Source organism: Amycolatopsis sp. NPDC098790, from assembly GCF_044759945.1.
GTDB lineage: Bacteria > Actinomycetota > Actinomycetes > Mycobacteriales > Pseudonocardiaceae > Amycolatopsis.
The window spans coordinates 1373125-1387918 of the sequence record NZ_JBIWAI010000001.1 but is presented as its reverse complement, the minus strand read 5'-3'; the positions used below and the strand labels follow the sequence as shown (position 1 = coordinate 1387918).

The window sequence follows — 14794 nt, the reverse complement described above, 5'->3', positions numbered from 1 at the left end:
GTAGGGAGTACTTCCAAGTAACTGTTACCTGAGGTAACGTCATCTGGGCAGCATCCTCGAAGCGGTGGAGGCCGACAGATGACCGAGCGGTTCAAGGTCGTGATCGTGGGGACCGGGTTTTCCGGTCTGGGCCAGGCGATCCAGCTCGAAAAGGCCGGCATCCGGGACTACGTGGTCCTGGAGAAGGCCGACGAGGTGGGTGGCACCTGGCGCGACAACTCCTACCCCGGGTGCGCGTGCGACGTGCAGTCGCACATGTACTCGTTCTCGTACGAGCAGAACCCGGGCTGGTCGCGGTCGTTCTCGCCGCAGCCGGAGATCTTCGACTACCTCAAGGGCGTCGCGGACAAGTACCGGCTGCGCGAGAAGATCCGGTTCGGCGTCGAGCTCACCGGCGCCCACTGGGACGAGGGCGAGCGCCGCTGGACGGCGACCACGAAGGACGGCCGCGAGTTCGTCGCGCAGTTCCTCGTCTCCGGCGTCGGCGGCCTGCACATCCCGCAGGTCCCCGAGCTGCCCGGGATCGGGGAGTTCAAGGGCCAGACCTGGCACTCCGCGCAGTGGAACCACGAATACGACCTGCGCGGCAAGAAGGTCGCCGTCGTCGGCACCGGTGCCAGCGCCGTCCAGTTCGTCCCGAAGATCGCCCCGGACGTCGCGGAGCTGACGCTCTTCCAGCGCACGCCGCCGTGGATCATGCCGAAGCCCGACCACGCGATGCCGGGCTGGGCGCAGACGCTGTTCAAGCGCGTTCCCGGCGTCCAGCGCCTCTACCGCAATGCGCTGTACTGGCTGCTCGAAGCCCGTGCCATCGGCTTCAACGGCCACCCGGCGATCATGAAGGCCGGCGAGCTGATCGCGAAGCGCAACATCGCGAAGGGCATCCAGGACCGCGCGCTGCGCAAGAAGGTCACGCCGGACTACACGATGGGCTGCAAGCGCGTCCTGATCTCCAACGACTACTACCCGGCGCTGGCCCGGCCGAACGTCGACGTGAACACCTCCGGGATCAAGGAGGTCAAGGCGCACTCGATCGTCGACTCCGCGGGTGTCGAGCACGAAGTCGACGCCATCGTCTACGGCACCGGCTTCAAGGTCACCGACGCGCTCGAGTACCTCGACATCACCGGCGTCGACGGCCGCAACCTCGCCAAGGAGTGGGCCGTCGAGGGGATGCAGACGCACAAGGGCATCAGCGTGTCCGGCTTCCCGAACCTGTTCTTCCTGCTCGGGCCGAACACCGCGCTGGGCCACAACTCCGTCGTGTTCATGATCGAGTCGCAGTCGCGGTACGTCGTCGACGCGATCAAGCTCGCCGACTCCCGCGACGCCGCCGCGCTCGACGTCCGGCCGAGCGTGCAGGACAAGTTCCAGCGGGAGATCCAGGACAAGCTGGTCAAGGGCGTCTGGACGCAGGGTGGCTGCAAGAGCTGGTACCTCGACGCGAAGGGCGTCAACCGGACGATCTGGCCCGGCTTCACGTGGCGCTACTGGCTCGAGACGCGCAAGGTCGACCCCGCGGACTACGAGCTGTCCGGCCGCTCGTCATGACCTCCCCGGACGAACAGCTCGTCCTGCACGCGCGGGACGTGAAGTTCGACTGGGCGGCGCTGCCGATGCACTGGGTTCCGGGCGAACCGCAGGTCACGCACACCATCAACGTCCTGCACCTGGCGCTGCCCGAGGGCGAGCGCTGGTTCGTCGAGGTGTTCAAGCAGGCGGTGCCGCTGATCCGCGACGAGCGGCTCAAGGCCGACGTCCTCGGGTTCATCGGCCAGGAGGCGGTGCACGCCGAGGCCCACGACGGCGCGGCCGCGCACCTCGAAGCCGCCGGCGTGCCGGTGCGGCCGTTCATCGCGCAGATGGAGTGGCTGTTCCGCAAGCTGCTCGGCGACCGCGACCTGACCGGCCGCGCGGCCGAGGAGTGGCTGGTCGAACGGCTCGGGATGGTCGCCGCGATCGAGCACTACACGGCGTTCCTCGGCCAATGGGTGCTCGACGCGCCCCTGGAGGACGCGGGCGCCGACCCGGTGATGCTCGACCTGCTGCGCTGGCACGGCGCCGAGGAGGTCGAACACCGGTCGGTCGCGTTCGACCTCTTCATGCACTTGGACGGGCGGTACACGCGGCGGGTGCGGAGCATGGCGGCGGTGACGCCGGTGCTGGCGTGGGTGTTCGCACGCGGCACGCGATATCTGATGCATAACGATCCGACGCGCCCGGGCCGCGCGTCGCTGCGGGGTTACTTCCGAGCCGCGAAGCGCGGGTTGCTGCCGAGCGGGCGTCAGCTGGTACAGGAAATCCGGCCGTACTTCCGGAAGTCGTACCACCCGACCGAAACGGGGAGCACCGAGCAGGCGGTGGCGTACCTGGCGAGTTCCCCGGCCGCCCGGGCCGCCGGGTGACACTCGGCCGGCCCGCCCGGCTGGACGGGAGTGGGCGGACCGATCACCTGATGTCCACTTTGGTCGGTGTCGTGGGTGTTTACCGCCGGATGTCCGGGTTCAGCGGGCGGCGGCGTCCTCCGGTGCGTGCCGTGGACCGGAACCTGCACCTGGTGGTCGAAGAAGTGCGGTCCGAGGCCGAGGACGTCGTCAGCTTGCGACTGGCGAACGGCGGGCCGCTGCCGGGCTGGCGACCGGGCGCGCACCTCGATCTCGTGCTGCCCTCGGGCCTGGTGCGGCAGTACTCCCTCTGCGGCGATCCGTCCGAAAAGGATCATTACCGCATCGCCGTGCGGAAGATCGGCGTCGCGTCGGCCGAGGTCCACGCGCTCGAGCCGGGCACGCGGGTGACCGTCCGGGGCCCGCGGACCGCGTTCCCCTTCGTCGGCGGCGGCCCGTTCCTGTTCATCGCCGGCGGCATCGGGATCACGCCGATCCTGCCGATGGTCCACACGGCCGCGGCGAACGGCGCGGATTGGCGGCTGGTCTACACCGGCCGCAGCCGCGAGTCGATGCCGTTCCTGGACGAACTGCCGGACGACGACCGCGTCTGGATCCGCCCCGACACCGAATACGGCGTCCCGGCGTCCGGCGCGGAGCTGCTGGAAGGTCTGCCCGAAGGGGCAGCGGTGTACTGCTGCGGCCCGGTGCCGATGATCACCGGCGTCCGCGTCGACCTGGCGCTGAAGAATTGCGCGGTGCACTTCGAGCGGTTCGCCCCGCCGCCGATCGTCGCCGGCGAGCCGTTCCGGCTCACTCTGCGCAGCTCAGGGCAAGTTCTCGACGTCCCGGGCGATCGAACCGCCCTCGACGTGCTCCTCGAGGCGCGCCCGGCCACGCCCTACTCGTGCCGGCAGGGCTTCTGCGGGACGTGCGCGGTGCCGACGGCCGGCGGCGCGCCGATGCGGATCTGCGTCGACCGCGGCACCGCTGTCCTCGACCTATGACCCCTGCGGGATCCAGGCGCCGATGACCGGCTTGAACTCGCGGATCGACCGCTCGGCGACGACGCCTTCCAGGAAGTACGGGTCCTGGTCGATCGTCTCCTTCAGGTGCGCCTCGTCGTCGGCCTGGTAGAGCGTGAGGCCGCCGGTGCCGTCGCCGAGCGGGCCGGCGACCGCGACGCGGCCCTGCTCGGCCAGCGCGCTCAGGAACTCGCGGTGCCGGGGGCGGACGTCCGGCATCTTCTCCTGGACGTAGGTGATTTCGACGAGGAACCAGGCCATGGGGCTCTCCGGGGTCGCGCGGGCGGTACGCGTCCGAACCTACCCGTGTCGCGGCGGCCGATCTGTGGCGACGGCAACCCAACCCGATAGGCTGGGCGTGCGTCAGTACCTGTGTGAGCGCTGTGAATACCGTGAACCTGCTGACGCGACACACCGTGCAAACCGGGGTCGAGGACAGGCAGGGGTTCATGCTCGAGGGCAATGCGGAACGCAGCGTCGAGGCGACCCTCGGCCACCTGCGGGTCATGGACGGTCCGGCCCCGGCGCAGACGCCGACACCGCTGACCCTCGAAGACCTCTACCGCCAGCACCGCATGCGGCTGGTCCGGCTGGCGATTCTGCTGGTCGACGAGCCCGCGACCGCGGAAGACGTCGTCCAGGAGGCCTTCACCGGCCTGCACCGCAACTGGGGGCGCCTCCGGGACGCCGCGGCCGCCGTCGGCTACCTGCGCACGGCCGTGGTCAACGGGTCGCGCAGCGTGCTGCGCCGCCGCAAGACAGCTCGCGAATACGTGCCGCCGCACGCGGTCAACGCGCGGTCCGCGGAGAGCCTCGCGATGCTGTCCAGCGAGCACCAGGCGGTGGTCAGCGCGCTGTCCAAGCTGCCGCCCCGCCAGCGCGAAGTGCTGGTGCTGCGTTACTACGGTGGGCTGAGCGAAGCCGAAATCTCTGAGGCCGCAGGCATTTCCAAGGGTACCGTTAAGTCGACCGCCAGCCGGGCGCTCGAGGCACTCCAGAAGGCCATGCAGGCCCCACAGTGACCCGGGTGGACCATTCCGATCACTGAGTCGTATCACCATGCTTGGTCCAGACCAATATATGCTGGGGTGCGTGAGAGGCGCCGGAGATTTCGTGATCATGGGCGGCCGGGTCGCTGCCCCGGACCGTGTACTCGACGACGGCTGGGTAGCCGTCTCCGACGGGCGGATCGCCGGCGTGGGTTCCGGGACCCCGCCGTCGGGCGAGCACGTCGACGTCGGCGGGGCACTGGTCGTGCCCGGGTTCGTCGACACCCACTGCCACGGCGGGGGAGGTGCTTCGTTCACCTCCCTCGATCCCGAGGAACTCCTGACGGCGGTGCGAGCGCACCGCCGTCACGGCACCACGACCATGCTCGCCAGCCTGGTGTCCGACCCGGTGGACATCCTGCGTGACCAGGTCGCGGCGCTGCGTGAGCTCGTCCAGGACGGCGAGGTCGCGGGCATCCACCTGGAGGGGCCGTTCATCTCGAAGGCCCGCTGCGGGGCGCACGACCCGGAGACGCTCCTGGAGCCGGACACCGGCACGGTCGACAAGCTCCTGCGCGCCGGCCAGGGCGCGATCCGGATGGTCACCATCGCCCCGGAGCTGCACGGCGGCATCAAGGCCGTCCGGCAGCTGGCCGAGTCGGGCGTCATCGCCGCCATCGGGCACACCGACGGCGTCGAGGAGCAGCTGCTGCCCGCCATCGACGCGGGCGCTTCCGTCGCGACGCACCTGTTCAACGGCATGCGGCCGCTGCACCACCGCGAGCCGGGCCCGGTCGGGGCACTGCTCGATGACGAGCGCATCACGATCGAGCTCATCTGCGACCTCGTCCACCTGCACCCGACGGTCGTGCGGCTGGCCGCGAAGCACGCGGGCCGCAACCGGACGGTGCTGATCACCGACGCGATGTCGGCCACCGACGCCGCCGACGGCCGCTACACGCTGGGCCGTCTCGAGGTCGACGTCCACGACGGCGTCGCGACCCTCGCCGACAACGGCTCGCTGGCCGGCAGCACCCTGACGATGGACACCGCCTTCCGCAATCTGGTCCGGGGTGCGAAACTCGGCATCCTCGACGCGGTGCACGCGACGTCGCAACGGCCCGCCGAGCTGCTCGGCATCGCCGACCGCACCGGGATGCTGTGCCCCGGGTACGTGGCCGACATCGTCGTCCTCGACCAGGACCTGCGGCCCGCGAAGGTGCTGCGCCGGGGTGAGTGGGTCGCCGAGGTGGGTACGGCTACCTTGAGTACCTGATACGGACGAGCGAATTGGGCGGAGATGAGCGAGCCGAAGGACCCCGAGCAGTTGCTGGCGGACGCCCTTCGCGCGCAAGCCGTCTTCGCCCCGTCGGCTTCGCCGCCGCGGGAGAAGGAGACGGACGCCGTCCCGACCAATGAGCTGCCGTCCGCGTACGGGCTCCTCTCGGGCGCCGGCGCGGACTCGCTGGAGCGCGAGCGGGCGGCGCTGGACGCGGCGTCCGAAGCACCCACCGCGTACTCCCCGCCACCGCCACCCCCGCCGCGTCAATCGGCGCAGCTGCCCGCGTACTGGATCCTGCTGCTGGCGGTGCTGCTGGGCCTCGCCGCGGGGTCCGTGGTGGGGCTGCTGACGCTGGTCTGACCGGGTCTCAGTAACGACTCAGGGTGACCCTGTACCGTTTTTGGGGTGATTCTCGCCCAGAGCACGGTCAACACGATGTCCCTGCTGCCGTCGTGGCTGGACCCGCAGCACCTGCTGAGCGGCCTGACGACGCCGGTCATCGCGGTGCTGTGCCTGATCATCTTCATCGAGAGCAGCATCTTCCCGGTGCTGCCCGGTGACTCCCTGCTGTTCACGGCGGGCCTGTTCATCGCGAACGGCACCCTCGACGCGCCGTTGTGGCTGGTCTGCGTGCTGGTGACGGTCGCGGCGCTGCTCGGCAACGTGGTCGGTTACTACATCGGCTACTTCGTCGGGCCGAAGCTGTTCAGCAGGCCCGACTCGAAGTTCTTCAAGAAGGAGTACGTCGACAAGACGCACGAGTTCCTGGAGAAGCACGGGCCCAAGGCGGTGGTGCTGGCCCGGTTCGTGCCGTTCGTCCGGACGTTCATCACGTGGATCGCGGGCATCGGCCGCATGGACCCGAAGCGCTACTTCACGTACACGGTGATCGGCGGCATCCTGTGGGCGGCGGGCATCACGGTGCTCGGGTCGCTGCTGGGCGGGGTGTCGTTCATCGCGAACAACGTGGACGCGATCTTCGTGCTGATCGTGTTGGTGTCGGTGGTGCCGATCGTGCTGGAGTACCTGAAGGCGCGGCGCGAGAAGAAGGCGGTGCCGGCCGAGGCCGACGCCGAGGTCACTCAGCGGATTCCGCGGGTCCGGGACTGAAGCTTGGACTTGAAGGGCCCCACCGGTCGGCGGTGGGGCCCTTTTCCGTCAGGTCACTTGATGTCCACGCCCGGGCTGTCGGTCGGCAGTCCCATCGCCTCGGCGACGGCCAGCAGGCGTTTGTCGTAGGTGACGAACGACGTCAGCTGCCTGCCGAACACGGCGTGCGCGGTGGCCAGGTGGATCGCGTCCAACGAGCGCAGATCAGGTGATGGGTAGGCTGCTGCGGTCCGGCGCACCACGTCGTCAATCTCGTACTTCGCAACCCGCGCCATCACCGCGGGGACATCGGTCAGCAAGCCAGGGTCGCTGCGTAAGAGAGCCCGGGGCAGTTCGACTTCGGCCAGAACCGACGTCACGAGCAGGGTGCCCTGTCGTTCGTCCAGCCAGTCGACCAGCGCCTCACTCTCGGTCTCGTGCCTGACCAGCTTCACCAAGGCAGCCGTATCGAGATAGATCATCAGTAGCGTTCGTCGTCGCGGAGCGCGCGAACCAGCTCCCCGGCTTCGAGGTCGGTTCGGACAGGTCCGTGCGGGCGCGGCATCGGCCCGTCCACCGAGGCCGGGTGCAGCTTCCCCGACGCGATCAGCACCGAAACCGGACTCGGCTGCGCGGGAACGATCCGCGCGATGACCGTGCCGCGTTCGGTGATCTCGACATCCTCACCGGCCTTCACCCTGGCCAGCACACCGGCCGTGTCCTGGTTCAGCTCGCGGACAGCTACCTGATTCATGGCACCATTGTAGTACTACGATGTAGTACTACAATCAGGTCATCGAGAACATCGACCCCGGGTTGAACAGGTTCCCCGGGTCCAGCGCCGCCTTGATCTGGCGGTGGACCCGCATCCCCACCGGTCCGATCTCGCGCTCCAGCCACTCGCGCTTGATCTTGCCGACCCCGTGCTCCCCGGTCACCGTCCCACCCAGGGACAGCCCGACCTCGAGGATCTCGTCGAACGCCTTCCGTGCCCGAGCGAACTCGTCGGCGTCGTCGGGCTGGTAGACGATCGTCGGGTGCATGTTGCCGTCGCCCGCGTGCCCGACCACCGCGATCCGCAGCCCCACCTCGGAGCTGATCTTCTCGCACCCGCGGATCAGCTCCGCGATCCGAGTCCGCGGCACGCAAACGTCATCGGTCAGCCACTGCCCGTAGGTCTCCAAAGCCGTCAGCACCACCCGGCGGGCCTGCAGCAGCATCCGCCCCTCTTCGAGGTCCTCGGTCGTGTACGCCAGATCCGCCCCGCAGTCCACGCAGATCTGCTCCAACGCCGCCAGCTCCCGCCGTGCGACCTCGCCACCGGCGTCGGACTGCCCCAGCAACAACGCCTGACAGTCCGACCCGGCACCCAGATCCGTCTTCAAGTACGTCTCGGACGCCTTGATCGACGACGCGTCCATGATCTCCAGCAGAGACGGCACGAGCCCCTCACGCACGACCCGCGCTACGGCCTCGCCGGCCGCCTCGGTCGTCGAGAAGCCCGCGACCAGCGTCGCCGGGGCCTGGGGCAGCGGCTTCAGCTGGACCGTCGCCTGTGTGATCACGCCCAGCGTGCCCTCGCTCCCCACGAACAGCCGGGCCAGGTCGTAGCCCGCCACGCCCTTCACCGTCCGGCGCCCCGTCTTCAGCAGGGACCCGTCCGCCAGGACGACCTCCAGGCCCAGCACCGAGTCCGTCGTGACCCCGTACTTCACGCAGCACAGGCCGCCCGCGTTGGTCGACAGGTTGCCGCCGATCGTGCACCAGTCGTAGCTCGACGGGTCCGGTGGATAGAAGAGCCCGTGCTTCTCCACCGCGTTGCGGAAGTCCAGGTTGACCACGCCCGGCTGGACGACCGCCAGCCGGTTGCCCGGGTCGATCTCGACGATCTCGTTCAGCTTGGTCAGCGACAGCGTCACGCAGCCGTCGATCGCGTTCGCCGCGCCGGACAGGCCGCTGCCCGCCCCGCGCGGCACGATCGGCACCCCCGCCTCGGCGCACGCCTTGACGACCGCCTGCACCTCCTCGACGTTCGCGGGCAGCACCACCGCCAGGGGCCGGCCCGAGGGCGCCAGCGGCATCATGTCGCGCGCGTACGACGCCGTGACGTCGGCGTCCGTGAGCACCGCGCCCTTGCCGAGCAGGTCGCGCAGCCGGGTGACCAAAGCTTCGTCGCTCATGGCTTTCATGGTAAGCCCGGATACTCCGCACTGCGGAACTTCTATTTCAAAACGGCCCTACCGGACCAGTCCCAGCAGCTTGTCCACGTGCACCCGAAGGAGTACTCGCTGGTCGCTGACCATCGCGGCGCGGTACTCGTCCCAGTCGGGGTGCTCGCCCGCCGCCCGGCGGTAGTAGTCGACGAGCGCTTCGACGGTCTCGTCGTCCGGTGACGCCGCCGGCGCCGTCAGCGACGCCGTTCCCTCCGCGACGACGTAGCTCCAGCCGTCCTCGCTGCCCACGTGGTAGGTCACCCGCGGGTCGCGGCGCATGTTCTTCGTCTTCGCCCTGGTCTCGGTGATCGACGCGACGATCGTGTTCGCCTCGGCGTCGTACAGGTGCGTGATCGTGGACAGCTGGGGCCGCCCGTCGCGGCGGATCGTGGCCAGCACGCCGTGGCGGCGCGCGGCGAGGAAGTCCTTCAGCGCTGTGTCGTCCGTCATAGCTGTACCAACCGGGTGCCGCCGCGTTTGTTCCGCGAGCCGCCGGGAAACTGCTTGCGTATGGCAACTAAAGTGTGTTCCGACACATCGACCCGGCGTCCGCTTGCATAACCGGTGGTGAAGGCACATCCTTGCCTGAGGCAACTAGTTGCAGCCGCCAACCAACGCCGTGAAGGACTCCACCCATGGCACCTGATGTCTCCGCCACCCGGCCCAAAGCCGAGCTGGACCTCGCCGACCAGCTCGGGCACGAGCTCGTGCGCCTGGTCCGCCTGATCAACAAGGCGAAGTCCCAGGTGTCCAAGCAGGGTCCCGACGGCATCGAGCGGGCGGCCTACGCGATCCTCTTCACCCTCATCCACGAGGGCCCGCAGCGCACCAGCAGGCTCGCCGAGTCGCTCCACTCCGAGATCTCCACGATCAGCAGGCAGTCGAGCTCGCTCGTCCAGCACGGCCTGGTCGAGCGCCAGGCCGATCCCGAAGACGGCCGGGCCTGCCTGCTCGCACCGACCTCCGAGGGCATGCGGGTGTTCGAAGAGAACCGCAAGCAGCGCAACCAGTGGCTGGCCGAAGTGCTCGGGGACTGGACCGAAGGGGAGATCCAGACCCTGAACACGCTGTTCGGCCGGCTCAACACAGGTATCGAGAACCACTCTCCACAGCTGGCCGACGCGAGTGCGTCCGCCGGTGCACCGGCCAAGGGGGCCAACGCATGAGCACCACCACCGTCGAACAACCCGTGGCGAAGGAACCACCACGGCTGAGCCACCGCCAGATCGTCACGATCCTGAGCGGCCTGATGTGCGGCATGTTCCTCGCCGCGCTCGACCAGACGATCGTCGGCACGTCGATCGTCAAGATCGCCAACGACCTGCACGGCTTCGACCTGCAGGCGTGGGCGACCACGGCGTACCTGATCACCTCGACGATCGTCACGCCGATCTACGGCAAGCTCTCCGACATCTACGGCCGCAAGCCGTTCTACCTGGCCGCGATCGGCATCTTCGTCGCCGGTTCCGCCGCGTCGACCTTCTCGACGTCGATGTACGAGCTGGCCGCGTTCCGCGCGGTGCAGGGCCTCGGCGCCGGCGGTCTGATGTCGCTGGCCATGACCATCCTCGGCGACATCGTGCCGCCGCGTGAGCGGGCGAAGTACCAGGGCTACATCCTGGCCGTGTTCGGCCTGTCGACCGTGCTCGGCCCGGTGCTCGGCGGCTTCTTCGCCGGCATCGACAACCTGGCCGGCCTGCACGGCTGGCGCTGGGTCTTCCTGATCAACGTCCCGATCGGCATCATCGCGCTGTTCGTCGTGGCCAAGGTCCTGAACGTGCCGCACGAGCGCCACGAGCACAAGATCGACTGGTGGGGCGCGCTGACGCTGGTCGTCGCGGTCGTGCCGTTCCTGATCGTCGCCGAGCAGGGCCAGAAGTGGGGCTGGGGCGACGGCAAGGCGATCCTCTGCTACGTCGTCGGCGGCGTCGGCGTCATCTCGTTCATCCTGGTCGAGAAGATCATGAAGGACGCCGCGCTGATCCCGCTGCGGCTGTTCAAGAACTCGACGTTCACCGTGGCGATCATCGGCGGCGTCATCGTCGGTGTCGCGATGTTCGGCGCGATCACGATGATCCCGCAGTTCATGCAGGTCGTGCAGGGCTACACCCCGACCGAGTCCGGTCTGCTGATGCTGCCGCTGATGGCGGGCATCATGACCAGCTCGATCGTGTCCGGCCGGCTGACCGGGAAGACCGGGCGCTACAAGATCTTCCCGATCGTCGGCACGATCCTGATCGCCGGTGGCGCGTTCTTCTTCGCGCAGGTCAAGTACGACTCGCCGCTGTGGCACCCGCTCGTCGCGGCCGCCATCATCGGTCTCGGCCTCGGCCAGTGCATGCAGACGCTGATCATCGCGGTGCAGAACGCGGGCCCGCGCAGCGACATGGGCGTCTCGACCGCGTCGGCGACGTTCTTCCGCCAGATCGGTGGTACCGCCGGTGTCGCGATCTTCCTGACGGTCCTGTTCAACACCCTGCTGCCCAACATCACGAAGGCGTTCGGCGGCAAGCTGCCCGAGGGCGCCGGCGCGGGCATCGGCAGCCTGTCCGGGGACACCAGCGGCATCCAGAACCTGCCCGAGGCGATCAAGACCCCGGTGCTGATCGGCTTCACCGAGTCGATCACCACGGTGTTCTACATCGCGGGTGCGGTGGCCCTGCTGGCCACGATCGTGCTGCTGTTCATGAAGGAGATCCCGCTGACCAACGCGGCCCCGGCCGCGGCGGCCATGGAGGGCGGCGAGGCGCTGCTCGAGGCGGACGACCACGCGGACGAGCCGACCGAGATCGTCGAGCCGGTCAAGCCGGTCGACCGCGAGCCGGCGCTGGTCGGCGGCGGGCGGCACGCGCTGAGCACGAACGGGCACGGTGACTACCAGGCCGTTTCGGGCGCGCTGCCGATCACGAACTCCCTCGCGGACGCCGAGCTCGACACCCCGGTCGGCGCGGGTGGCGCGCCGGTGACCGGCCACGTCCGCCGTCAGGACGGCAGCCACGTCTCGGGCGCGGCGCTGACCCTGATCGACCAGCGCGGCCGCCAGGTCGCGCGGGCCACCGGCGCCGCGGACGGCAGCTACTCGGTGCCCAGCCAGGGCCCGGGCGCGTACGTCCTCATCGTGTCGGCCCACGGCCACCAGCCGCAGGCCTCCAGCGTCGTGATCAGCAACGGGCCGGCGACGGTCGACGTCACGCTCACCGGGTCCGGCGAGCTGACCGGCACCGTCCGGGCGGCCGCCACCGGCTCCCCGCTGGCGAACGTCACGGTCACGCTGACCGACGGCCGCGGCGAGGTCAACGGCGCGTTCATCACGACCACGGACGGCACGTACGCCTTCGTCGGGGTCGGCGCCGGGGCCTACACCCTGGTCGCCAGCGGCGCGGGCCACCGGCCCGTCGCGGTGACGCTGACCGTGCCCGACAGCGGCGTGCTGCGCCACGACATCGAGCTGGCCAGCTCGGTGCAGCTGACCGGTGTCGCGCGCACCGAGGGCGACCGGGTCGTCCCGGACGCGCGGATCACCGTGCTCGACGCCGAGGGCAACGTGGCCGCGGTCGCGCGGACCGACGCCGATGGCCGGTACCTGGTCAGCGACCTGCCCGCGGGCGCGTACACCGTGGTCGCGAGCGGTTACCCGCCGGCGACCAGCCAGGTGGAGCTGACCGGCGGCGAAGCGGGCCACGACGTCCGGCTGAGCTACGACCAGGCCCTCGACGAGCTGGTCGACCGGTCATGAGCGGCTTGCGCGCGACCTTCCGCACGGCCGAGGGGTGGGCGGTGGAGCACGCGGTGCTCACCGTGACCGACCCGGCCGGGCGGCAGGTCGCCCGGCAGGCGGCCGACGTCCGCGGGGAGGTCGTCACCGGCGGCCTCCCGGCGGGGACGTACACCGCCGTCGTCACGGCGGCCGGGTACACCCCGGTCGCCCGGATGGCGCAGGTCGCCTCGGACGGCTCCGGCTCGCTCGGCGACGTCGTGCTGGCCCCGGTCGCCGAGGCGGTCGAGCTGCCGTCCGCCGGGCCGTGGGTGATCGACCCGATGCACTCGTCGGTGGTCGCAACCGCCCGGCACCTGGGCATCGCGAGCATCAAGGCGCGGTTCCCGGACCTGTCCGGCCGGATCGAGATCGGCCGCCCGGCCGAGCGGTCGTCGGTGCACGCCGAGATCAAGGCGGCGACGATCGACACCGGCATCCGGATGCGCGACGACCACCTGCGCTCGGCGGACTTCCTCGACGTCGACGTCCACCCGGTGATCACGTTCACGAGCACCGGGCTGCACCAGCGCGGCGCGGACTCGTGGACGATGCGGGGCGAGCTGACGCTGCACGGCGAGCGCCGCGAGATCGAGCTGGAGCTGACGTACGGCGGCTGGGGCCCGGACCCGTGGGGTGGCGTGCGCGCGGCGTTCCACGCCGAGACGACGCTGCACCGGAACGACTTCGCGATCAACTACAGCGCGATGGTCCGCGCCGGCGTCGCGGCGGTCGGCACGACCGTGAAGGTCGAGCTGGACATCGAAGCGGTGCAGGGCGAGTCGCTGCCGCAGTTCTGACGCGTTTTTCGGGAAGGCCCTCTCACCGCTGGTGAGGGGGCCTTCACCGTTCGTAGAACCTGAATATTCCGGACAGCTCGATTCGACCGTTCGCCGTGGGGTGTTCACCTGGGCCACGTAGGCTCGCGGTGTGAACGTCGTGAGCATCGAGGCCGCGGGCGTCGGCGTGAGCTGGCTGGACACCGCCGGGCCGCTGCTCGTCTGGGTGATCGTGCTGAGCTTCGTGCTGGTCGAATGCGCGTTGATCATCGGGTTGTTCCTGCCCGGTGATTCGCTGCTGTTCGGGGCCGGCGTGGTGCTGGCCCAGCACGGTTCGGACGCGAACGCGTGGTTCCTGTCGGGAGCCGCGCTGATCGTCGCCGTGCTCGGCAACCAGATCGGCTACTACATCGGCCGCACGAGCGGCACCAAGCTGATCGCGAGGCGCGACGGCAAGGTGCTGAACCGCCAGGCCCTGGAGCGCGCGCAGCGGTTCCTGGACCGCAAGGGGTTCTTCGCGATCGTGGCGGCCCGCTGGATCCCGTGGATCCGCACGCTGGCCCCGCTGATCGCGGGCGCGGCCCGGATGGACCCCCGCCGCTTCATGGCGGCGACGGCGCTGGGCGGCCTGCTGTGGGTGCCGACGCTAGTGCTGCTCGGCTACTACGGCGCGGGACTGCTGGACGCCCTGCCGTGGCTGAAGACGGTGGCGCTGTGGGCCAGCATCGCGTTCTTCGTGGTGGGTACGGGCTACGGCGTGCTTCGCTACCGCCAGGAGATGCGCCGCCCCGTCGAAGAACGCGACGACGCCCGCGCCTGAGTCACTGCGGGTCGGCCCAGATTTCGAGCTGGATGCCGTCCGGATCGCGGAACACGACGACCTTCGAGCCTTCGAACGTCCGTGACGGCGCGGCCGGCAGGTAGGACACGCCGAACTCCGCGAGCCGGCATTCCCATTCGGCCAGCTCGGTGGTCGACTGCACCCGGAAGGCGACGTGGTCGAGCCCGGTCCGGCGCTCGTCGAACCCGCGTCTGCCGGTGTCCGCGTGCTGGACCAGCACCACGGAGAACTCGTCCCCGGCGGACCGGAGCACAACCTTCCGCAGCCCCGTGTCCGGCTCTTCGCGCCGGGTGACCTCCTCGAGGTCCAGAACGCGCACGTACCACGGCACGCTGCGGTCCACGTCGGTCACGGTGAGCGCGAGGTGGTGCACGGACATGAGTTTTGCCATGGCTTCCGAAGCCGTCCTTTCGGGTGGCGGCTCCCCAGAGTTGCACA

Annotated in this window: 17 protein-coding genes; 11 read left to right on the top strand and 6 right to left on the bottom strand. The window is 69.6% G+C overall.

Translation table 11 applies throughout. From position 1 onward, the window contains the following. The first annotated feature begins 78 nt into the window (after positions 1 to 78). The 3 genes from ACIQWX_RS06930 to ACIQWX_RS06920 are packed head-to-tail and all read left to right on the top strand — an operon-like array spanning position 79 to position 3391. On the top strand, positions 79 to 1551 hold the full coding sequence (locus ACIQWX_RS06930; protein WP_400866648.1) for a flavin-containing monooxygenase: 1473 nt from the start codon (positions 79 to 81) through the stop codon (positions 1549 to 1551). Beyond that, on the top strand, positions 1548 to 2405 hold the full coding sequence (locus ACIQWX_RS06925; protein WP_400866645.1) for a metal-dependent hydrolase: 858 nt from the start codon (positions 1548 to 1550) through the stop codon (positions 2403 to 2405). The genes ACIQWX_RS06930 and ACIQWX_RS06925 overlap by 4 nt, the downstream gene beginning before the upstream one ends. 50 nt (positions 2406 to 2455) lie before the next feature. Beyond that, on the top strand, positions 2456 to 3391 hold the full coding sequence (locus ACIQWX_RS06920) for a PDR/VanB family oxidoreductase (RefSeq protein ID WP_400866642.1): 936 nt from the start codon (positions 2456 to 2458) through the stop codon (positions 3389 to 3391). On the opposite strand, the gene ACIQWX_RS06915 is transcribed toward ACIQWX_RS06920, so the two are convergent. After that, positions 3386 to 3670 carry a YciI family protein gene (locus ACIQWX_RS06915; protein ID WP_400866639.1) on the bottom strand — a complete coding sequence of 95 codons (285 nt, stop codon included), beginning with the start codon at positions 3668 to 3670 and terminating at the stop codon, positions 3386 to 3388. The two genes, ACIQWX_RS06920 and ACIQWX_RS06915, sit on opposite strands and share 6 nt — an antisense overlap. Before the next feature lie 188 nt (positions 3671 to 3858). Between ACIQWX_RS06915 and ACIQWX_RS06910 the strand changes: the two genes are divergently transcribed. The 4 genes from ACIQWX_RS06910 (at position 3859) to ACIQWX_RS06895 (ending at position 6790) form a co-directional block, all read left to right on the top strand. Beyond that, on the top strand, positions 3859 to 4431 hold the full coding sequence (locus tag ACIQWX_RS06910) for an RNA polymerase sigma factor (protein WP_167379675.1): 573 nt from the start codon (positions 3859 to 3861) through the stop codon (positions 4429 to 4431). Between the two features lie 91 nt (positions 4432 to 4522). Next, on the top strand, positions 4523 to 5674 hold the full coding sequence (gene nagA / locus ACIQWX_RS06905) for an N-acetylglucosamine-6-phosphate deacetylase (protein WP_400869429.1): 1152 nt from the start codon (positions 4523 to 4525) through the stop codon (positions 5672 to 5674). Between the two features lie 24 nt (positions 5675 to 5698). After that, complete coding sequence (locus ACIQWX_RS06900) at positions 5699 to 6040, top strand: hypothetical protein (protein WP_400866636.1); 342 nt, start codon at positions 5699 to 5701, stop codon at positions 6038 to 6040. 45 nt (positions 6041 to 6085) lie between these two features. Beyond that, the gene (locus ACIQWX_RS06895) at positions 6086 to 6790 is read left to right on the top strand and encodes a DedA family protein (protein WP_400866633.1); all 705 of its coding nucleotides are present in this window, start codon (positions 6086 to 6088) and stop codon (positions 6788 to 6790) included. 53 nt (positions 6791 to 6843) lie between these two features. Here the strand turns inward: ACIQWX_RS06895 and ACIQWX_RS06890 are convergent, their stop codons facing one another. From ACIQWX_RS06890 to ACIQWX_RS06875, 4 genes are read right to left on the bottom strand one after another with little or no spacing between them, the layout of a single operon-like run. After that, complete coding sequence (locus ACIQWX_RS06890) at positions 6844 to 7251, bottom strand: type II toxin-antitoxin system VapC family toxin (RefSeq protein ID WP_400866630.1); 408 nt, start codon at positions 7249 to 7251, stop codon at positions 6844 to 6846. Then, a complete protein-coding gene (locus tag ACIQWX_RS06885; protein ID WP_400866627.1) occupies positions 7251 to 7523 on the bottom strand; it encodes a type II toxin-antitoxin system Phd/YefM family antitoxin in 273 nt (90 codons plus the stop codon). Before ACIQWX_RS06885 ends, ACIQWX_RS06890 begins: the two co-directional genes overlap by 1 nt. 34 nt (positions 7524 to 7557) lie before the next feature. Further along, the gene (locus ACIQWX_RS06880) at positions 7558 to 8949 is read right to left on the bottom strand and encodes an FAD-binding oxidoreductase (protein WP_400866624.1); all 1392 of its coding nucleotides are present in this window, start codon (positions 8947 to 8949) and stop codon (positions 7558 to 7560) included. Positions 8950 to 9006: 57 nt separating this feature from the next. Further along, positions 9007 to 9432 carry a PPOX class F420-dependent oxidoreductase gene (locus tag ACIQWX_RS06875; RefSeq protein ID WP_400866621.1) on the bottom strand — a complete coding sequence of 142 codons (426 nt, stop codon included), beginning with the start codon at positions 9430 to 9432 and terminating at the stop codon, positions 9007 to 9009. Positions 9433 to 9617: 185 nt separating this feature from the next. Here ACIQWX_RS06875 and ACIQWX_RS06870 point away from each other — a divergent pair, with 185 nt between their 5' ends. The 4 genes from ACIQWX_RS06870 (at position 9618) to ACIQWX_RS06855 (ending at position 14335) form a co-directional block, all read left to right on the top strand. Next, positions 9618 to 10148, top strand: coding sequence for a MarR family winged helix-turn-helix transcriptional regulator (locus tag ACIQWX_RS06870; RefSeq protein WP_400866618.1), 531 nt, complete (start codon positions 9618 to 9620; stop codon positions 10146 to 10148). After that, positions 10145 to 12718: an MFS transporter gene (locus ACIQWX_RS06865; RefSeq protein ID WP_400866615.1), complete on the top strand. Its 2574-nt coding sequence runs from the start codon at positions 10145 to 10147 to the stop codon at positions 12716 to 12718. The genes ACIQWX_RS06870 and ACIQWX_RS06865 overlap by 4 nt, the downstream gene beginning before the upstream one ends. Continuing rightward, entirely contained in the window at positions 12715 to 13536 is an 822-nt protein-coding gene (locus ACIQWX_RS06860) for a YceI family protein (RefSeq protein WP_400866612.1), read from the top strand. The genes ACIQWX_RS06865 and ACIQWX_RS06860 overlap by 4 nt, the downstream gene beginning before the upstream one ends. Positions 13537 to 13666: 130 nt before the next feature. Continuing rightward, entirely contained in the window at positions 13667 to 14335 is a 669-nt protein-coding gene (locus tag ACIQWX_RS06855) for a DedA family protein (protein ID WP_400866609.1), read from the top strand. Position 14336: 1 nt separating this feature from the next. On the opposite strand, the gene ACIQWX_RS06850 is transcribed toward ACIQWX_RS06855, so the two are convergent. Further along, a complete protein-coding gene (locus ACIQWX_RS06850) occupies positions 14337 to 14747 on the bottom strand; it encodes a VOC family protein (protein WP_400866606.1) in 411 nt (136 codons plus the stop codon). Between the last annotated feature and the right edge of the window lie 47 nt (positions 14748 to 14794).